The 20,175-nt window shown below is 71.5% G+C and carries 14 protein-coding genes; 12 read left to right on the forward strand and 2 right to left on the reverse strand.

From position 1 onward, the window contains the following. Positions 1-41: 41 nt before the first annotated feature. The 11 genes from OQ02_RS14935 (at position 42) to OQ02_RS14985 (ending at position 15,754) form a co-directional block, all read left to right on the forward strand. Positions 42-899, forward strand: a complete 858-nt coding sequence (locus OQ02_RS14935; protein ID WP_033438965.1) for a sugar phosphate isomerase/epimerase family protein — start codon at positions 42-44, stop codon at positions 897-899. Between the two features lie 66 nt (positions 900-965). Further along, positions 966-5,777: a ThuA domain-containing protein gene (locus OQ02_RS14940; protein WP_081915634.1), complete on the forward strand. Its 4,812-nt coding sequence runs from the start codon at positions 966-968 to the stop codon at positions 5,775-5,777. 202 nt (positions 5,778-5,979) lie between these two features. After that, positions 5,980-7,137 carry an inositol-3-phosphate synthase gene (locus OQ02_RS14945; protein ID WP_033438966.1) on the forward strand — a complete coding sequence of 386 codons (1,158 nt, stop codon included), beginning with the start codon at positions 5,980-5,982 and terminating at the stop codon, positions 7,135-7,137. Further along, complete coding sequence (locus OQ02_RS14950; protein WP_033438967.1) at positions 7,134-7,988, forward strand: SCO3242 family prenyltransferase; 855 nt, start codon at positions 7,134-7,136, stop codon at positions 7,986-7,988. The genes OQ02_RS14945 and OQ02_RS14950 overlap by 4 nt, the downstream gene beginning before the upstream one ends. Beyond that, positions 7,985-9,571, forward strand: a complete 1,587-nt coding sequence (locus OQ02_RS42400; protein WP_033438968.1) for an EboA domain-containing protein — start codon at positions 7,985-7,987, stop codon at positions 9,569-9,571. Before OQ02_RS14950 ends, OQ02_RS42400 begins: the two co-directional genes overlap by 4 nt. Then, positions 9,571-10,422, forward strand: a complete 852-nt coding sequence (locus tag OQ02_RS14960; RefSeq protein WP_033438969.1) for a TatD family hydrolase — start codon at positions 9,571-9,573, stop codon at positions 10,420-10,422. Before OQ02_RS42400 ends, OQ02_RS14960 begins: the two co-directional genes overlap by 1 nt. Continuing rightward, positions 10,419-11,525 carry a metabolite traffic protein EboE gene (gene eboE / locus OQ02_RS14965; protein WP_231500037.1) on the forward strand — a complete coding sequence of 369 codons (1,107 nt, stop codon included), beginning with the start codon at positions 10,419-10,421 and terminating at the stop codon, positions 11,523-11,525. Before OQ02_RS14960 ends, eboE begins: the two co-directional genes overlap by 4 nt. After that, a complete protein-coding gene (locus OQ02_RS14970; RefSeq protein WP_033438970.1) occupies positions 11,522-12,928 on the forward strand; it encodes an alkaline phosphatase family protein in 1,407 nt (468 codons plus the stop codon). Before eboE ends, OQ02_RS14970 begins: the two co-directional genes overlap by 4 nt. 38 nt (positions 12,929-12,966) lie before the next feature. After that, on the forward strand, positions 12,967-13,968 hold the full coding sequence (locus OQ02_RS14975) for a hypothetical protein (protein WP_033438971.1): 1,002 nt from the start codon (positions 12,967-12,969) through the stop codon (positions 13,966-13,968). 104 nt (positions 13,969-14,072) lie between these two features. Continuing rightward, positions 14,073-14,804 carry a putative adhesin gene (locus tag OQ02_RS14980; protein WP_033438972.1) on the forward strand — a complete coding sequence of 244 codons (732 nt, stop codon included), beginning with the start codon at positions 14,073-14,075 and terminating at the stop codon, positions 14,802-14,804. A gap of 122 nt (positions 14,805-14,926) precedes the next feature. Continuing rightward, a complete protein-coding gene (locus tag OQ02_RS14985; protein WP_033438973.1) occupies positions 14,927-15,754 on the forward strand; it encodes an alpha/beta hydrolase family protein in 828 nt (275 codons plus the stop codon). 6 nt (positions 15,755-15,760) lie between these two features. Here the strand turns inward: OQ02_RS14985 and OQ02_RS14990 are convergent, their stop codons facing one another. Further along, positions 15,761-16,393, reverse strand: coding sequence for a class I SAM-dependent methyltransferase (locus OQ02_RS14990; protein WP_033439054.1), 633 nt, complete (start codon positions 16,391-16,393; stop codon positions 15,761-15,763). A 141-nt stretch (positions 16,394-16,534) separates the two neighbouring features. Continuing rightward, positions 16,535-17,410: an LLM class F420-dependent oxidoreductase gene (locus tag OQ02_RS14995; RefSeq protein WP_033438974.1), complete on the reverse strand. Its 876-nt coding sequence runs from the start codon at positions 17,408-17,410 to the stop codon at positions 16,535-16,537. 1,156 nt (positions 17,411-18,566) lie between these two features. Here OQ02_RS14995 and OQ02_RS15000 point away from each other — a divergent pair. After that, a partial coding sequence (locus tag OQ02_RS15000) for a beta-ketoacyl synthase N-terminal-like domain-containing protein (RefSeq protein ID WP_269321616.1) occupies positions 18,567-20,175 on the forward strand: 1,609 nt, incomplete at its 3' end.

Raw genomic sequence — 20,175 nt, forward strand, 5'->3', positions numbered from 1 at the left:
GAGGAACGACGTCGGAAAACCGAGCCGGAACGGAGGCACCCGTGCACGCCATCGGTGTGAGCACGTGGGTCTGGACGTCACCGCTGCGCGACGCGACGCTGGCCGAGCTGGCCACGCGGACCGCCGGGTGGGGGTTCGACGTGCTCGAACTCCCGGTGGAGCAGGTCGGCGACTGGGACCCCGCGCTGGCGGCACGGGTGCTCGCCGACCACGGTCTCGCCGCGACCGTCTGCCTGGTGATGCCACCCGGCCGCGAGCTCGTCGCGGCCGACGCGGCGACGGTCGCCGCCACCCAGGACTACCTGCGGCAGGTCGTGGACATCGCGGCGGAGGTGGGCTCGCCGGTCATCGGCGGCCCCGCCTACGCCTCGGTCGGCCGCACGTGGCGCATGTCGGACCGCGAGCGGTCCGACGCGTACGCCGAACTGCGCGACAACCTCGCACCCGTCGTCGAGCACGCGCGGGCGTCCGGCGTCCGGGTCGCGGTGGAACCCCTCAACCGCTACGAGACCAGCCTCCTCAACACCATCGGGCAGACCCTTGCGGCCCTGGACGGCCTGCCCGTCGACGGCTGCGGCGTCGCGGTCGACGTGTACCACCAGAACATCGAGGAGAAGCACGTCGGCGACGCGATCCGGTCGGCCCGAGGCCGGATCGCGCACGTCCAGGTGTGCGCCAACGACCGCGGCACACCGGGCGACGACAACCTCGACTGGGCCGACATCGTCGCCGCGCTGGCCGAGGCGGACTACACCGGGCCGCTGTGCATCGAGTCGTTCACCGGTGAGAACGCGTCCATCGCGACCGCCGCGTCCATCTGGCGCCCGCTGGCGCCGACGCAGGACGCGCTCGCCGTCGACGGCCTCAAGTTCCTGAAGGGGGTGGTAGGCCCCGCCTGAACCAGCGTGTCCCCCCGACTCACCGGCGCCGGCACGCCGGGCGGAACCGAAAGTGTGTGGAGGATCGTGAGAACCCCTGTAGTCCGCTTGCGCACCGTTCTGACCCTCGTGCTGGCCCTGTTCGTCGTGGTCGGTCTCATCCCGGCGACCGCCGCGGCCCACCCGGGCCACGACGCGCCGGCCGAATTCCGCGCCCTGCTGTTCACCAAGACCGCCGCCGGCGCCTACCGGCACGACTCGATCCCCGCCGGTGTGGCGATGGTCGAGAAGCTCGCCGCGGACAACCACTTCGAGGTCGTGCACAGCGAGGACTCCGCCCAGTTCACCGACGAGAACCTGGCCGGTTTCGACGTCGTCATCATGCTCCAGAACGGCGGCATGGTCTGGGACACCGACGCCCAGCGCGCCGCCGTGAAGAAGTTCGTCAACGACGGCGGCGGCATCGTCGCCGTCCACAACGCGACGGACATGAACATCGAGTCGTCGTTCCCGTGGTGGGACGACTTCGTCAACGGCGGCGCGCACATGACCGCGCACTCCGCCAACGGCCTCACCGCCACCTCCTACCAGGTGGACGAGGTGCACGAGTCGACCAAGCACCTGCCGGACCGCTGGCAGAAGGCCGAGGAGTGGTACAACTTCAAGCCCAGCATGCGCGGCAAGGTGCACCCGCTGGTCGAGGTCGACGAGAAGACCTACGACCCGGGCTCCGAGGCCATGGGCCACGACCACCCGATCACGTGGTGCCGTGACGCCGAAGGCGGCCGGGTCTGGGCGACCGGCATGGGCCACAACGCCGCCGACTACACCGAGCCGAACTTCGTCGCGCACGTCCTGGGCGGCATCCGCACCGCCGCCGGTGTCGTGTCCTCGGACTGCGGCGCCACGGTCGACGCCAGCTTCGAGAAGGTGACGCTGGACGACGGCACCCACGCGCCGACGACGCTGGACGTCGCACCGGACGGCCGGGTGTTCTACACCGAGCTGCTGGGCGAGATCCGCGTCCACGACCCGGCCACGGGCGCCACCTCCACCGCGCTGTCCCTGCCCGTCTACAGCGGCGGCGAGGACGGCCTTGTGTCGCTGGCCCTGGCACCGGACTTCGCCACCAGCAACCACTTGTACGTGTACTACTCGCCGCCAGGCCTCGCCGAGATCAACCGGGTCTCGCGGTTCACCGCCACGGGCAACGTGATCCGACCGGACAGCGAGAAGGTCCTGCTGGAGATCCCCGCGTCGCGCCGCGAGGAGCCCGGCCACACCGGCGGGTACCTGGAGTTCGGGCCGAACGGCAACCTCTACATCGGCGTCGGCGACGACACCAACCCGTTCCAGTCCAGCGGGTACGCCCCGGTGGACGAGCGACCCGGCCGCGACCTGTTCGACGCGCAGAAGACCTCGGCGAACACGAACGACCTGCGGGGCAAGATCCTGCGCGTCCACCCCGAGGCGGACGGCACCTACACCGTCCCGGCGGGCAACATGTTCGCGCCGGGGACGGAGAAGACCAGGCCCGAGATCTACGCCATGGGCTTCCGCAACCCGTTCCGCTTCAACGTCGCCTCCGACGGCACGCTCTACATGGCCGACTACGGCCCGGACGCGGGCGGGGACAACCCGTCGCGCGGCCCCGGGGGGCTGGTCGAGTGGAACGTGATCGAGGAGCCCGGCAACTACGGCTGGCCGTACTGCGTCGGCAACAACACGCCGTTCAACGACTTCGACTTCGCGACGAACACGTCCAAGGCGAAGTTCGACTGCGGCAACCCGGTGAACGACTCGCCGAACAACACCGGCCTGACCACGTTGCCCGCCGCCAAGGCCGCCCAGGTCTGGTACGGCAACGGCGCCGAGGGCGACGAGTTCCCCGAGATGGGCACCGGCGGCGAGGCCCCGATGGCCGGGCCGCGCTACGAGTTCGACCCGAACCTGGTGTCGGACGTCAAGTTCCCGCAGTACTACGACGGGAAGCCGTTCTACTACGACTGGACGCGCAACAAGTTCTGGACGTTCTCGCAGGACGACCAGGGCGGCCTGCTCAAGATCAACGAGTGGTTCAAGAGCGCCGCGCCGCTCGCGCCCATGGACATGAAGTTCGGTCCGGACGGCGCGATGTACGTGGTGGAGTGGGGCGGCGGCTACGGCCGCGACAACCCGGACTCCGGCGTCTACCGGATCGACTACACGCAGGGCAACCGACGGCCGACCGCGAAGGCGACGGCGACGCCGTCCTCGGGCCAGGCGCCGCTGCCGGTCACGTTCTCCGGCACGGGGTCGGAGGATCCCGAAGGCGCCGCGCTGACCTACGCGTGGACGTTCGGCGACGGCGGCACGTCCACCGAGGCCGAGCCGACCCACACCTACGACGCCAACGGCGTCTACAACGCGCAGCTGACCGTGACCGACGCGTCGGGCAAGAGCGGTGTGACCAACGTCCAGGTGACGGTCGGCAACACCGCGCCGTCGGTGACCATGACGTCCCCGGTCGACGGCGGGTTCTTCGACTTCGGCGACAAGGTCGCGTTCGACCTCGACATCACCGACCCGGAGGACGGCCAACCGGACTGCGCCAAGGCGGTCCTGCAGCCCGCCCTCGGCCACGAGGCGCACGCGCACCCGATCGACCAGATCAACGCGTGCGAGGGCGAGTTCGCCACGCTGGTGGACGAGGGCCACGCCGACGCGGACATCTTCTACTCCGTCGACGCGTCCTACACCGACGGCGGTTCCGGTGACCTGCCGCCGCTGGTCGGCCGCGACCTCGCGGTGATCCAGCCCAAGCACAAGCAGGCCGAGTTCCACCAGGAGTCCTCGGGCGTCCTGGTCGGCAACGACCCCGCCGCCGAATCGGGCAAGCGGGTCGGCGACATCGGTGACGGCGACTGGATCGCCTTCGACCCGGTGAACCTGCACCAGATCGACCGCGTCACCGCACGGGTGGCGTCCACGTCCGCGGGCGGGTCGATCGAGTTGCGCAAGGACTCACCGACCGGTGACCTGGTCGCGACCATCGCGGTCCCGGCCACCGGCGGCATCGACCGGTACGCGACCGCGCCCGACGTGGCGGTCACGAACCCCGGCGGCACGATGAAGCTGGTCGCGGTGTTCCGCGGCCCGGCCAACCAGTTCACGCTCGACTCGTTCACGTTCATCGGCAAGGGCGTGTCCGTCAACGCCGCGCCGCACGTGGTCGTCACGGCGGACCCGGCCACCGGCACCGCGCCGTTCACCACCAAGCTCACCGCGACGGCGACCGACGCGGAGAACGACGCGCCGTTCACCTACGCGTGGGACCTCGGTGACGGCACGTCGGGGTCGGGTGCCACGGTGGAGCACACCTACGCCGTGGACGGCACGTACTACGCGTCCGTGACGGTCACCGACGCGGCCGGGCGGACCAAGAAGGTGTCCACGCCGGTGCTCGTGCGTGATCCCCCGATGCCGCCCATCACGTGCGACACGCCGGACCCGGCCGTCGCGCCGAGCGACGAGTTCGACGGCGACCGGCTCGACGGGTGCCGCTGGAACGCCGTCGTGCGGCCGGACCTGCCGTCGATGCGGATGGGTGACGGTGTGCTGAGCATCGACACCCTGCCCGGCGACATCAACGGCGGCAACAACGACGACCCGCGCAACTTCGTCCTCCAGAACGCCCCCGAGGGCGACTGGACGCTGGAGACGAGGATGGCCGCGCCGGTGGTCGAGCAGTGGCAGCTCGCCGGCTTCATGGTGTACGCCAACGACGACGACTACGTGAAGTTCGACGTCGTCGCGCGCAACGCGCCGGGTCAGGCCGTGTCGCTGGGCGCGGAGCTGGTGTCCGAGAACAACGGCTCGTTCGGCGACGGCGGCAACCGGGGCATCACCATCGGCACGCCGGAGAGCGGGTGGTGGCACCTGCGGCTGAAGAAGGTGGGCAACACCTACAGCGGCGAGATCAGCGACGGCGGCACCACGTGGACGTCGATGGGCGCGCCGGTGACGAACGACGTGCCGAACGCCAAGGTCGGCCTGATGGCGATCGGCCCGTCGCAGACGAGGGGCCCGGTGACGGTCGACTTCGACTGGTTCCGGGTGTCCGTGGACGACGTCGCACCCGAGGTCTCGGCCACCGTGGACCCGGTCGAGCCCGACGGAACGGACGGCTGGTGGACCACGACGCCGACCGTCGCGATCAACGCGGTGGACGCCGGCTCCGGCGTGGCGAGCACCGAGTACCGGATCGACGGCGGCGACTGGAAGCCCTACACGGCGCCGTTCCCGGTGACCGGTGACGGCGTGCACGCGGTGCAGTACCGGGCGACCGACGTCCGGGGCAACGAGTCCGAACCCGGCTCGGTCCCGGTCAAGGTCGACGCGACCGCGCCGACGGTGAAGCTCACCGGCCTGTACGACGGCGTGAGCTACGGCCACTCCGAGGACAAGGTGGTCTCCTGGCAGGGCGAGGACGCCGCGTCCGGCGTCGGCACGGTCACCGCCGCGCTCGACGGCGCTCCGGTGACGTCCGGCACGAGCATCGCCATGCACACGCTCGCGCTCGGCGCGCACACCCTGGCGCTGACCGCGACCGACAAGGCGGGCAACAAGCGGGACGTGGTCGTGTCGTTCAGCGTCACCACCTCCCTGCCCGACCTCCAGGCCCTGGTCGACCGGTTCTCGGCGGAACGGCGCATCACGTCGTCCGTCGCGCGAGGGCTGGACCGCGACCTGGACGACGCCCGAAGGCTGCTGTTCGACGGCAAGCAGGCCGAGGCGGTAAAGAAGCTGGAGGGCTTCCGCGACGCGGTCGCCCGCAAGGTGACCGACCAGGGCGTGCGCGAGCTGCTCGTGGCCGACGCGGAGGTGGTGATCGCCGCGCTGAGGGCGCAGGCGGGCTGATCGGACCGGGTCGACCGTGGTAGCCGTCGTCGTCGGTCACTGCCGACGACGGCGGCTACCACCCACCATGCGTGGGCGCGGGTGCCGGTCCGCGTCCACCCGACCGGCGTCGGGACGTTTCCGCGTCCCGGCGCCGGTTCGGTGGCGACCGGACCCGGTGACTGGACGGACTTCGAGTGGAGCAGGCGAAGGAGGGTGGCCAATGGCGGAAGAACCCACCGGGCTGTGGTTGATCGGCGCACGGGGGTCGGTAGCGACCACGGCGATCAGCGGGCTGCTGGCGATGCGGGCGGGCCTGGCGGCGCCGACCGGGTGCGTGACCGAACGACCGGAGCTGGCCGGGGCGCCGCTGCCCGGCTGGGACGACCTGGTCGTCGGCGGGCACGACGTGGTGGACACGGCCTTGGTCAAGCGGGCGGAGCAACTGGCCGACAGCGGCGTGCTGCCGCACCGGCTGCTCGGCCCGATCGAGGCCGGGTTGCGGTCGGCCGACGACGAGATCCGCGAGGGCTACCACCCGGTCACGCACCGGGGCAGCCAGGCCGAGGCCGCCCGGCGGCTCGGCGCGGACATCGCCGACTTCCGCGAGCGGAACGGTCTGGCGCGGGTCGTGGTGGTGAACGTGTCCTCGACCGAACCGCCGGTACCGGCCGCGCCCGAGCACGCCGACCTGGCGCTGTTGGAGGAAGCGCTGGCCGACCCGGCGCGGTCGGTGCTGCCGCCCAGTTCGGTGGCGGCCTATGCGGCGCTGCGGGCGGGTTGCCCGTTCGTGGACTTCACGCCGTCGACGGGTGTGGCGTTGCCCGCGCTGGACGAACTCGCCCGGCGCGAGCGGCTGCCGTACGCGGGGCGGGACGGCAAGACGGGGGAGACGCTGCTGCGGACGGTGCTCGCGCCGATGTTCACCGCTCGGGCGTTGCGGGTGCGGTCCTGGGCTGGGACGAACCTGCTCGGCGGCGGTGACGGCGCGACCCTGGAGGACCCGGCGCACGCGGACAGCAAGATCGTGTCGAAGGCGCGGGGGCTCGCGGCGTTGCTGGGCGACGACGTCACCGCGCCGTTGCACATCGACAACGTCCCTGACCTGGGCGAGCAGAAGACGGCATGGGACCACGTGTCGTTCGAGGGGTTCCTCGGCGCACGCATGTCGCTCCAGCTGACGTGGACGGGGCTGGACTCGTCGCTGGCCGCGCCGTTGGTGCTGGACCTGACCCGGTTGGTCGCCGCGGCGCACGCAACGGGCCAGGTGGGTGCGCTGGGGGCACTGGCGTTCTTCTTCAAGGACCCGCTCGGCAGTGACGAGCACCGGTTTGCCGAGCAGACGCGTGAGCTGTACCGGTGGGCGGGTGAGCTGGGGTGAGGGCGTACGCGGAACTCGTCCGGGCACCGGCCGCGCTGACCGTGCTCGGCGACACGCTCGTCGGTGCGGCGGCGGCGGGCACGGCGTTGCGCGGCCGGCGCTTGCTGCTGCCGCTGTCGTCGGTCGCGCTGTACTGGTCGGGCATGGCGCTCAACGACTGGGCCGACCGCGAGCTGGACGCCGTCGAGCGCCCGGAGCGCCCGATCCCGTCCGGCCGGATCAGCCCTCGCGCCGCGCTGACCACTGCCGTGGCGCTCAGCGCGACCGGGTTGGGGCTGGCCGCGTTGGCCGGTGGCCGTGACTCGCTGGCCGTCGCCGCGCCGCTCGCCGTGGCGGTGTGGTCCTACGACACGGTGCTCAAGGACACCAAAGCCGGTCCGCTGGCGATGGCGGCGTGCCGAGCGCTCGACGTCCTGCTGGGCGCGGGGCGGTCAGGGGCCGGTACCGCGCTGCCTGCCGCGGTGGTGATGGCCGGGCACACCCTGGGCGTGACGGCGTTGTCCCGCGGCGAGGTGCACGGCACGTCGGCCACCGCGGTGAAGGCGGTGCTGGGCGGCACGGCCGTCACGACGTTGACCACGATCGCCCGCCCGGTCCGGACCTGGCGGAATCGGCTGGGTGTGCTCGCGGGTGCGGCCGGCTACGCGGCCACGGTCGGGCGTGCCCAACTGGCCGCCGTGCGCGATCCCGGCGCTGTCGCCGTCCGATCGGCGACGAAAGCCGGTATCCACGGCATGGTGCCGCTGCAAAGTGCGCTGGTGGCGCGAAGCGGGTCACCGGCCGTCGCCGCGGGGCTCGCGCTCGTGCTGCCCCTCGCCCGTGCGTTGAGCCGGAAGGTAGGGCCGACATGACGTTCCACCTCGGGTACGGCACGAACGGATTCGCCAACCACCGGCTGGACGACGCGCTCGCGGTGATCGCCGACCTCGGCTACACCGGGGTGGCGCTCACCCTCGACCACGTCCACCTCGACCCGTTCGGCCCCGACCTGCCGAAACGGGTCGACCAGGTCGCGGCCAGGCTCGACGGCCTCGGCCTGGGGGTAGTGGTGGAGACCGGGGCGCGGTTCCTGCTCGACCCGCACCGCAAGCACCACCCGACGCTGGTCAGCGACGCGCAGGAGGTCCGGGTGGACTTCCTGGTCCGGGCGCTGCGGATCGCGGCCGACCTCGGCGCCGACTGCGTGTCGTTCTGGTCCGGGATCGTGCCCGCCGGCGTGGACCACGACGAGGCGTGGCAGCGGATGAGGTCCGGTGTCACGGCGGCCCTGGACGGCGCGGTCCGGCACGGCGTGCCGCTCGCGCTGGAACCGGAACCGGGCATGCTCGTGGAACGCTTGGACCAGGCGCTTCGGCTCAGGGAAGAGCTGGGGTCGCCCGACCTGCTCGGGATCACGCTGGACGTGGGGCACTGCGTCGCGGTGGAACCGGAGGACGCGGCGGCCTGCATCCGTCGGGCGGGGGACCTGTTGCTCAACGTGCAGCTGGACGACATGCTGCCTGGAGTGCACGAGCACTTGGAGTTCGGTGACGGCGACCTGGACCTGCCCGGCACGCTCGCCGCACTGGCCGAGATCGGCTACACCGGTCTTGCCGGGGTCGAACTGCCCCGACACAGCCACGCCGCGCCCGATGTGGCGCGCAGGGCCATGAGCGCGCTGCGCGCGGCGTTGCCCACGCCGGGTGCGGTGTCGCTTGGCTCGGAGGCGCTCGGCGGGGTGTCGCACGCGTCGGGTGCAGCGTTGCCGGGGTCGGACGTCGTGTCGCTTGGGTCGGAGGCTTCGGGCGCGGTGCCGCTTGGGTCGGAGGAGTTGGGCGCGGTGTCGTCCGAATCGGGTGCGGCGACGCCTGGGTCGTGGCTCGCGGAAGCGGAAAGCAGCGTGCTGGCCGATCCCGCGTCGATCGGCGCCCTCTTCCCCGCCGTCGGCAGGGAGGTGGGCCGAACGCCGGTCCAAGGCGAGTCCGACCCGCTCGGGGTGGTCCACGGGACCGTGGACGACGTGGCCCGCGCCAAGCTGCTCACCGCCCTCGCGTCAGCGGTCGGACCAGAGGAGCTGGCCACCGAGCTGACCTCGCTCTACCGCCACGGCGACGACGCCGAACGACGCGGTGTCCTGCGCGCGCTCGCCGCCGTGGGGGACAAGGCGCCGACGGCCGCCGTCGAGCTGGTGCAGGACGCGTTGCGCAGCAACGACACCCGGCTCGTCGCGGCGGCGCTCGGTCCGTTCGCGGCCGACCACCTCGACGTGCACACGTGGCGGCACGGCGTGCTGAAGTGCCTGTTCCTGGGCATCCCACTGGCCGCTGTGGCCCGGCTCGACCGGCGCGCGGACGCGGAGCTGCGGCGGATGGTCGGCGCGTTCGCCGACGAACGCCGCGCCGCGGGACGCGCCGTGCCCGCTGACGCGCTCGACCTGCTGAGGAGCGGAACCTGATGCGCATCTTCGACCCGCACATCCACATGACCTCCCGGACGACGGACGACTACGAGGCGATGTACTCCGCCGGTGTGCGGGCGCTCGTCGAGCCCGCGTTCTGGCTGGGGCAGCCGCGCACGAACGTCGGGTCGTTCACCGACTACTTCGACGCCCTGATCGGCTGGGAGAGGTTCCGCGCGGCGCAGTTCGGCATCCGGCACCACTGCACCATCGCGCTCAACCCCAAGGAGGCCAACGACCCGCGCTGCACCGACGTGCTGGACGTGCTGCCGCGCTACCTCGCCAAGGACGGCGTGGTCGCGGTCGGCGAGATCGGCTACGACTCGATGACGCCGGAGGAGGACGACGCGTTCGCCCGACAGTTGGAGCTCGCCGTGCGGCACGGGTTGCCGGCTCTGGTGCACACACCGCACCGGGACAAGGCTGCGGGGACGGCCCGGACGCTCGACCTGGTCCGTGAATCCGGCCTGGCCCCCGAACGGGTGGCCGTGGATCACCTGAACGAGACGACCGTGCGCGCCGTGGCCGACTCCGGCTGCTGGATGGGCTTCTCCATCTACCCCGGCACGAAGATGGACGAGGACCGGATGGTGGCGATCCTGCGCGAGTACGGCACCGAACGCGTCCTGGTGAACTCCGCCGCTGACTGGGGCCGGTCCGACCCGCTCAAGACGCACAAGACCGGCCTGGCCATGCTCGCGGCCGGCTTCGACCAGTCCGATGTGGACAGGGTGCTGTGGGACAACCCCGTGGAGTTCTACGGCCAGAGCGGTCGGCTGATGCTGGACGACACCCCGGCGGGGGACACGTTCGCGGGCAACTCCGTGCTGCGGGGCGAACGCCCGTGACGTCCATCGCCTACTGCACGAACGTCCACCCCGCCGAAGACCTGCCCGGCATCGTCGCCCAGCTCGACCGCTACGCCGTTCCGGTGCGGGAGAAGCTGGGCGTCGACACGCTCGCCCTCGGCCTCTGGCTGGCCGAACCGGTCGCGCGCGGCCTCGCCGAGGACGAGTCGGCCCGGCGCGGCCTGGCGGCGGAGCTGCGGGCCAGGGACCTCACGGTGAGCACGCTCAACGCGTTCCCTTACGGCGGGTTCCACCAGGACGTGGTGAAGCACGCCGTGTACCTGCCGACGTGGACCGACCCGCGCCGCCTGTCGTACACGATGGCGTGCGCGACGGTGCTGGCCGACCTGCTCCCCGACTCGGCGTCCTACGGCAGCATCTCGACGTTGCCGCTGGCCTGGCGCGAGCCGTGGACCAACGCCGACGACGTGCGAGCCCAGGGCGCGTTCGACGTGTTGGCGCGCTACCTGCGCGCCGAGGCGGGGCGGAACGGCAGGCCGGTCAAGCTGGCCGTCGAGCCCGAGCCGGGCTGCGTGCTCGACACCGTCGCCGACGCGGTGGGCTGGCTGGCCGACCGCGTCGACCACGACCACGTCGGGCTCTGCCTGGACACCTGCCACCTGGCCGTGTCGTTCGCCGACCCCGTCGCGGCGGTGAAGTCGATCTACGCGTCGGGGCTGTCGGTGGTCAAGGTGCAGGCGTCCGCGGCGCTCGAGGTCGCCGAGCCCGGCACGGAGGACGGCCGGCGCGCCATCTCGGCGTTCGCGGAGCCGCGGTACCTGCACCAGGTCAGGGAGAACACGCCCACCGGCGTGCTCGCGGCCGACGACCTGCCCGGAGCACTGGCGGACCTGCCCGCCGACGGCCCGTGGCGGGTGCACTTCCACGTGCCGCTGCACGCACGACCGGCCGCACCGCTCACGTCCACGACCGACGTGCTGCTGGCCGCGGCCGAAGCGGTCCGGACCACCGCCGAGACCATGCCCCACGTCGAGGTCGAGACCTACACGTGGACCGTCCTGCCCGGCCCGAGCACGGACCTGGCGGCCGGCATCGCCGCCGAGCTGCGCTGGGCGATGGACCACATCGGAGGCACACCATGAACCCGCTCGTGGTCATCGACGTCGTCGGCCTGACGCCGGCGCTGTTGCCGCACATGCCGAACCTGCGCGCGCTGGGTGAACGGGGCTGGCGGGCCGAGCTGGGCACGGTGCTGCCCGCCGTGACGTGCAGCGTGCAGTCCACCCTGCTCACCGGGCTCACCCCGGCCGGGCACGGCATCGTCGGCAACGGCTGGTACTTCCGCGACCTCGGCGAGGTCCACCTGTGGCGCCAGCACAACAAGCTGGTCGGCGGCGAGAAGCTGTGGGAGACCGCGCGCCGCGCCCACCCCGGCTACACCGCCGCGAACGTCTGCTGGTGGTACGCGATGGGCGCGTCGACCGACATCACGGTGACACCGCGGCCGATCTACCACGCCGACGGCCGCAAGTCGCCCGACGCCTACGTCCGCCCGCCCGCGCTGCACGACGAGCTGGTGGCCGAACTGGGCGCGTTCCCGCTGTTCCAGTACTGGGGGCCGACGGCGGCGCTGAAGTCGAGCGAGTGGATCGTCGGCGCGGCCCGCCGCGTGCTCGCGGCACAACGGCCTGACCTGCTGCTCGTCTACGTCCCGCACCTGGACTACGACCTCCAGCGCTTCGGCCCGTCCGCGCCGCAGGCGATCAAGGCGGCGACCGAGGTGGACGCCGCCCTTGCCCCGCTGCTCGCCGACGCGGAGGCCGCCGGCGCGACCGTCGTGGCCCTGTCGGAGTACGGGATCACGGACGCCCGCCGCCCGGTCGACGTCAACCGGGCGCTGCGCCGCGCCGGGCTGCTGGAGGTCTACACGCAGGCAGGGATGGAGCTGCTGGACCCGTGGACCTCCCGCGCGTTCGCGGTGGCCGACCACCAGATCGCCCACGTCTACGTCGCCGACCCCGCCGACCTCCCGCGCACCAGGGCAGTGCTGGCGGAACTACCCGGCGTGGACGTGGTGCTCGACCGGGAGGCGCAGGCGGGCGTCGGGCTCGACCACGAGCGCTCCGGCGAGCTGATCGCCGTGGCCGAACCGGACGCGTGGTTCACCTACTACTACTGGACCGACGACGACCGCGCCCCCGACTTCGCCCGCGGCGTGGAGATCCACCGCAAACCGGGCTACGACCCGGCCGAGCTGTTCTTCGACCCCGCCGACCCGTTCGCCAAGGCCAAGGCGGGGCTGAACCTGGCCCGCAAGAAGCTCGGCCTCCGGTACGCGATGAACGTGGTGCCGCTCGACCCGACCTGCGTCCTCGGCACGCACGGCAGGCTGCCCGACCGCGCCGAGGACGGCCCGGTGCTGCTGTGCTCCGACCCGCACGTGCCGGACGCCGTCGAACGCGCGGGTCGGATCGCCGCGACCGACGTCCGCGACCTCCTGCTCGGTCTGCAAGGGCTGCCGGGCGGGTCCTCGCGGCCGGGCTGACCGTTGCCCGGTGGTGGGGTCGAGGGCATGCTGGGTTGATGACGGGGGACATCGAGCAGGTTCTGGGTGCCGTGGCGCACCCGGGTGGGTTCCTGGTGCGCCGGCCGGAGTTGTCGGTCGGCGTGGTCAGGGCGGTGTCCCGGGTGTCCGGGCTGGAGATCGAGCTGCTCGCCCGCCGTCCGCTCGACCGGCGCAACGCCACCGAGCGGCGGCGGGCCACCCGCAAGGCCGGTGCGATCGCGCCGCGCACGCTACTGCCCGCCGTGGACGAGGGCATCGACCTCCGACTCGGTCTGCTGGACCAGGCGGGGCGGGCGCACTGGCGCTACCCGGATTCCCTGGCGACCAACAGCGGTGAGCACGCCGGGGGCGAGTCCGGGCCGACCCACCGCTCGGTCTTCCAGCTGCCGCCGGCGTTCGACGAGGTCACGTTGGTCCTCGCCTGGCCCGAGATCGGCTTCCCCGAGTCGGTGGTCACCGTGCCGCTGCCGGACCGCGCCGCCGTCGAGCGGGCGACCACGTCGATCTGGGACGCCCCGGTCGCCGCCGTGCCGACCGACGAGACGTTCGAACACCAGGTGGCCTCCTGGCCGCGCGGTGCGGCCATCGAGACCGGCACCACCGCGGCGGTCCCGCGCGTCCTGCACCGGGGAGGTCGCGCGGCCGTCGTCCTCACGCGGCTGGTCGCCGTCGGCCCGGACCTGCTCGCCGGCGGCCTGTCGAGCGTCGCCGAGGGCGACGTGGCGCGGACGATCGCGGCCAGTGCGTTCGGGCCGACCGGTCGTTCGTCGCGGGCACCCGGTGAAGCGGCCCGCATCCGCGCGGACGGTCCGGGCGGCTCCCTCGCGGTGGTCCGGGACGGCCGGGCGCACTGGCTCCGAGCGCAGTCCGGTTCGTTCTCGGGCGGCGACGGGATCGTCTCCGGCACCCAGGACTTCATCGTCGAACGTCCCCCGGACGACGTGCTGGACCTGCTCGTCACGTGGCCCCTCGCCGGACTTCCCGACGCACGCGCACGCATCCCCCTCGACCGACTCTGATCGTTGGGGCAGGAACGCTGCCGCCGTGTTGCCCTCACGGCCCCTCCCAAGCCCGGTCACGCCGACCACGATGGACGGTGTCGCCAGGAGGAAGGGGAACGGTTGTGCACAAGTCCACACGCCACCGGAACAAGGCGGAGGACGAGGCCGTCCGGCACGACACCCCCGCGCCGCACGCGCACCCGCACCAGGAAGTGCTCGACCTGCAACGGCAGATCGGCAACCGGGCGGTGGCGGACATGCTCACGCCGGTGCAGCGCGCGAGCCGGGAGAGTTCGATGTCCTCGCTGTCGGAGCCACCCGAGGGGATGGACCTGGACACGCCCGAGCAGCAGCTGGACGAGTACGGCGCCGTGATCAGCGGGCACGGCCGGTTCAGCGAGTCGCACCTGGCCACCCAGCGGCGCAAGAAGTTCGGGACGTTCACGGTGCCGGCCAACATGACGGTGCGGATGTACGCGCCGAACGGGGCGTACCTCGACAACGCCGTGGCGAACCGGATCGAAACCGGGAGCATCCCGCGGGCGGACGAGTTGGAGTTGAAGCAGACGGACTCCGCGGTGGTCAAGCCCATGCCCGCCGGGTACCCGTGGAGCTTCACCCAGGGGCAGGAAGTGGTCGACTACACCGTCCGGCCGCCGGACGGCCTGGCGATCCAGGGCTCACCGATCACCGTCGAGACACCGACCCCGCTGCGGGTGCTGGTCGAAAAGGCCGCGGCCGACGGGCACACGCAGGTCCACTACGCGTGTTGCAGCAGCGGGTATTCCGACAACCCGCAGTTCGCGGCGTTGTTCACGCACCAGGGCTATTACGTGCGCTTGAAGGAATCCTGACAGGCGGCGTGACAGGCGGCGTGACAGGTCGGCGCCGGAGCGACGGCGTGCTGTCGGCCGTGTCGATTCCGCCGGTGGCGTAACCGATTCCGGGCACGCGGCGGTCGACCTACCGTGGCCGCATGGAGTCACCGATCACGGGCACGGCCGCCGGCGTGCCGTTCACCGCGCTGCCACCCACCGCGCTGCCACCCACCTCGTCATCGCCCGCCGTCGACGGCCGCGCGCCGGTCATCGTCACCTGGCACATGTTGGACGCGCCGAGGTCCGACGCCGCGTTCGCCGCCGCACTGCCGCTGAACGGCCTGCCCGCGTGGCGCGTGCACCTGGGCATGCCGATGTGCGGTGCGCGCATGGTCGACGGCAGCATGGACGCCGGCATGGCGCTGGTCCGCAAGGACCCCTTGATGTCCTACTTGTACCCGTTCGTGCGACAGGCCTACGAGGAGTTCCCGGCCGCCCTGGAGTCGATCCGCGCCCAACTGCCGATCGGTGACGGCCCGATCGGCGTGCTCGGCGGATCGCTGGGCGGTGCCGTCGCGCTGCGCGTCCTCGCCGAGAGCGAGGTCCCGGTCTTCGCCGGCGCCGTCGTCAACGCCGCCATCAGGATGCGCTCCGTCGTGGACCTGTTCCCGGGCGACTACCCGTACGACGCCGAGTCCGGGGAAGCCGTCGACAGCCTCGACTTCCTCGCCAAGGCGGACCTCATCGCCGGTCGCGCGCCGCTGCTGGTCGTGAGCGGCGAGCTGGACCACCCGGCGCTGCGGGTCGACGCGGCCCGTCTGGTCGACGCCGTCGGCGAGCGGGCCGAACTGCTGTCGATCCCCGGCTTGGCGCACCCGCTCGCCGAGGAGCCGGGCATCGAGCCCGCACCGCAGCTGCCGCACGCCCGTGAGGTGGACGCCGGCCTGGTCAGGTGGTTCCGACGCCACCTCGCGGATGCGGCGTGACGGCCCTCAGCCGGACGGTTTGACGGCGGCGACGCGTTCGACCGTGCCGAGCTTCAGCCGTTCGCTGCGCACGACGGTGAAACCCGCTTCCTCGACCAGCGGCAGGGGCCGGCGGGTCTGGTGATCGCCGATCATCGGCACGGTGATCCGGTCCAGGAGTCGCTGGCCGAGGTTGATCGGCCGGTGGTGGCTGCCGACGTGGTCCAGGAGCAGGAGCGAGCCTCCCGGGCGCAGCACCCGGTGCATCTCGGCCAGCGCGACCCGTTCGTCGGGGACACCGCACAGCCCGAGGGTGCACACGACCGCGTCGAACGTCGCGTCGCCGAACGGGAGGGCTTGGGCGTCGCCCTCCCGCCAGGTGACGTCGAGGCCGAGGTCGGCGGCGCGGGCGCGGGCCTGGTCGAGCATGGCGGGGCTGAAGTCCAGGGCGGTCAGCCGGACACCGGGCGGGTAGTGCGGCAGGTTGAGACCGGTGCCGACGGCGACTTCCAGCACGTCACCAGCGGCCTGCGAGCAGACCCACTCCCGCCCGCCGCCGAACTGGAGCCGTTCGAACAGACCGATGGACCGGTCGTACTTCGGCGCGAACTCGTCCCACTTGGCGCGGATGCGCTCGTCCACCACCGCTGTCCTCCTCATCGGGGTCACCACGTCACCGGGAGCCCGACCAGTCCACCGGTCAGCACGTCCGCGCGCATCTCCAAGTCCGCGATCGGCACCGCCGACCTCACCGCCGGACGCCGGGCGGCGCCGCTCGTGCCCCTGTCGAGGCGCGGTCCCTCAGTCGACGTCGGCCATTCGCCGGGTGGTCGGGGCGATGACGCCTTCGATCCACTCGGCCAAGTCGCCGTCCGGCGCCATCACCACGATGGTGTCGATGCCCAGCCCCGCGTACCCGGCCAGCTCCTCGGCGAACGCGTCGGCGTCGCCCACCTTCGGCGTGTCCCCGAGGTACACCATGGTCTTGCGGATCTCGGCGTAGTCACGGCCCACGTCGTCGCAGTGGCGGCGCAGCACGTCGAGCTTGTGCGAGACCTCCGCGGGGGTCGGCACGAGCAAGTTGCAGGCGTCGGCGTACCGCGCGACCAGCCGGAGCGTCTTGCGCTCGCCGTTGCCACCGATCATGATCTCCGGGCGCGGCGCGCTCACCGGCGCCGGTGAGCACATGGTCTCGGCCAGGCGGTAGTGCTTGCCCTCGAACGGGCCGTTGTCGTCCGCGTCCCACATCTGGTGGCAGATCCGGAGCGTCTCTTCCAGGCGTTCGAAGCGTTCCGACCGCGGCGGGAACGGCACGCCCAGGCCCGTGTGCTCGCGTTCGTACCAGGCCGCGCCGATGCCCAGGGTCGCCCGGCCACCCGACAGCACGTCCAGCGTCGTCACGATCTTCGCCAGCAGACCGGGGTGGCGGTAGGTGACACCCGTGACGAGCGCTCCCAGCCGGACCGTCGAGGTGTTGGCGGCGAGGAAGCCGAGAGTCGTGTAGCACTCCAGCATCGCGTCTTCAGGGCCGCCGTTGTGCTCCATCTGGAAGTAGTGGTCCATGGCCGAGAGCCAGCCGACCCCGGCCGCTTCGGCCGCGGCGCAGGCGGCGGCCAAATCGGGACCGAGTCGGGCCGCGCCCTGGTTGAACCTGGTGATGTGCACACCGAGCCGCACGTCGTGCTCCGTTCTCCGGCTGTTCTCCTGGTCGACGGCGCGACGCTAGTTCCTGGAGCGCGCTCCAGGTCAAGTGCGCAACATTTCGGGGATTGGCCTGCGGTCGGGTCGCCGGACCGCCGGACGACGTGAGAACTGCTCGCGTTCGTGGTTCCAGGCGAGTTACGGTATCGGCCGGGACCGTTTTTCCGTTTCGTTACACATCCCGCACTGTGGTCTAGGCCACGTCCACGCGCCGGGGTGAACTTTTCGTTACCGATGTTTTTCGGTGGCCCGGGAAGACTGCCCGATGGGGCACCCATAGGAAAACCAAATGGGTCGGCCTGTGCATTGGTTTCTTCAGGCAACTTCGCGAATCGGTCATTCGTGGGTATGCGTCCGCTTAGTATGCGGTCGGTGGCGGTGGGCGGCGCGACGGTGGGGCGGACCGGGGTGCCGAAGGCTCGCGTCCGGGCCTGATAGCCCGCTGACCTGCTCGAATAGCGCCCGGACGACCGTCTGCGGCTTGGTCCGAGGATGGCTGAGGTCAGCCGTGAAGGGCGGGCGACGCCCCGTCTCCCGGCTCCGGGATTTGATCCGTCGCTGATTTACCTGGCCGGTGGGCGGTGTGCATGTTAATGGCCGGTAACCCCGGTGCTTTGATGGGTACTTGACGGTTCAACTTCGGTGACGTATAAGTGGGTGTACGTTTAAGTCAACGTCGTCCGAAACGGGCTCAAATGTGACCGTTCGGCCTAAGGGAACTGTCCCGACGGGGTAGGGAATGCGTCCGTTCGGCCCTTTCCGGCCTCTCGGTGGGAGACGAGTCTTGCGCAGTGCCGCAGCTGCCGGGTTATTCTCCCGGCGCACAGCTGGGATGTGAGCGGAAGGGCCGCCAGGTTCATAATTAGTTCGGTCGGTGCCGACCGCGTCCGAGATTCGACCCAGCACCGTGGCTGGGGGTGTAACGTTTCCCTTGTCCGCAGTGATTGCGTAGGTAAACCATGCCGCCCGCATTGTCGGCGGTTGTCTGCCACGCCGGATTCAGTGGCACCCATGTAAACACGGAGTGACCGGTCTCTGTCTCTTTGCCATCACACCGGTACGGAACATCGCTTTGTCGGCGGGATAACGGGGGGATGCCATGACGGGCGCGGATCGCCTACAGGTTGCCATCGTGGGCATCGCGTCGCGGACGCCCGGAGCAGCGGGCGCCGAGGAGTTCTGGCAGGTGCTGAGCGGTGGCGTCGACGCGACGCGGGACCGCGACCGGCCGTTCGGGCCCGACCGCGGTGGTTTCGTCGACGGCATCGAGGAGTTCGACGCCGGCTTCTTCCGCATGTCACCGCGGGAAGCAGCGGAAACCGACCCGCAGCAGCGACTCGCGCTCGAACTGGCGTGGCAAGGGCTTGAGGACGCGGGCATCGTCGCCGCCGGGACGTTGCCGGCGAAGATCGGCGTCTTCCTGGGCGTCATGGCCGCCGACTACGCGGACCTCGTCGCGATCGGCGGAACGCGCGGCGTCACGCGGCACACGCTGACCGGCGTCCACCGGGCGATGATCGCCAACCGCATCTCACACACCCTGCGCCTGCACGGTCCCAGCCTGACGGTCGACACCGGACAGTCGTCGTCCCTCGTCGCGGTCCACCTCGCGTGTGAAAGCCTCCGCAACGGAGAGGCGGATATCGCGCTGGCAGGCGGAATCCACCTCAACATCTCACCGCTCAGCAGCGCTTTGCCCGAGGCCGCGGGAGCGCTCTCGCCATCGGGCAAGTGCTTCGTCTTCGACGAGCGGGCCGATGGCTACGTGCGCGGCGAGGGCGGCGGCGTGGTCGTGCTCAAGCCGCTCGACCGCGCGATCGAGGACGGTGACCACATTTACGCGGTCATCGAGGGCAGCGCCGTCGGCACCGGCAGCGACGACAGCGGGCTGACCGTGCCGAGCGCCACCGCGCAGGCACGCACGATCACCGACGCCCTGGGCCACGCCGGCGTCGACCCGGCAGCGGTGCAGTACATCGAACTCCACGGGACCGGCACCCGGGTCGGCGACCCGATCGAGGCCGAGGCACTGGGCGCGGCCTACGGGCGTTCCCGCACCAGCCCGCTCGTCGTCGGCTCCGTCAAGACGAACATCGGCCACCTCGAAGGCGCCGCCGGCATCGCGGGCCTCATCAAGACCGCGCTGTGCATCGACCGGCGCGAACTCGTGCCCAGCCTCAACTTCTCGCGGCCGAACCCCCGGATCCCCCTGGGTGAACTGGGTCTGCGAGTCGTCACCGACAACGAGCCTTGGCCGTCGGACGGCCGGCCCGTCGCGGCGGTGACGTCGCTCGGCATCGGCGGCACGTGCTGCCACGTCGTGCTGACCGCCGCCCCCGTGACGCCCGACGCCGAGCCGGCTCGGCTCGCGCGCACCGTGCCGGTGCTGGTGTCCGGCAAGGGTGACGCGGCGGTGCGCGCACAGGCAGCGCGGCTGCGGGATCACCTGGTGGCGCACCCCGATTTCGACGTGGTGGACGTCGGCTTCTCCGCGGTCACGACGCGCGCTCAATTTGATCAGCGCGCCGCGGTGGTCGCGTCGGATCGTGACGGCTTGCTGGCCGGTCTGGACGCGCTCGCCGAGGGCCGACCGGCTGCTGGGGTGTCGCAGGGTTCTCTGATCGGTGGTAAGTCGGCGTTCCTGTTCACGGGTCAGGGTGCTCAGCGTGCGGGGATGGGCGTTGCGCTTGCGGCGTCGTTCCCGCGTTTCGCCGAGGCTTTGGACGAGGTGTGTGCCGAGC

The organism is Saccharothrix sp. NRRL B-16314, from assembly GCF_000716595.1.
Taxonomy (GTDB): domain Bacteria; phylum Actinomycetota; class Actinomycetes; order Mycobacteriales; family Pseudonocardiaceae; genus Actinosynnema.

Coding starts and splice junctions, on each gene's coding strand:
- OQ02_RS14945 (WP_033438966.1), top strand. CDS start 5,980: ATGGCGGAAGAACCCACCGGGCTGTGGTTGATCGGCGCACGGGGGTCG.
- OQ02_RS42400 (WP_033438968.1), top strand. CDS start 7,985: ATGACGTTCCACCTCGGGTACGGCACGAACGGATTCGCCAACCACCGG.
- OQ02_RS14960 (WP_033438969.1), top strand. CDS start 9,571: ATGCGCATCTTCGACCCGCACATCCACATGACCTCCCGGACGACGGAC.
- OQ02_RS14970 (WP_033438970.1), top strand. CDS start 11,522: ATGAACCCGCTCGTGGTCATCGACGTCGTCGGCCTGACGCCGGCGCTG.
- OQ02_RS14975 (WP_033438971.1), top strand. CDS start 12,967: ATGACGGGGGACATCGAGCAGGTTCTGGGTGCCGTGGCGCACCCGGGT.
- OQ02_RS14985 (WP_033438973.1), top strand. CDS start 14,927: ATGGAGTCACCGATCACGGGCACGGCCGCCGGCGTGCCGTTCACCGCG.
- OQ02_RS14990 (WP_033439054.1), bottom strand. CDS start 16,393: ATGAGGAGGACAGCGGTGGTGGACGAGCGCATCCGCGCCAAGTGGGAC.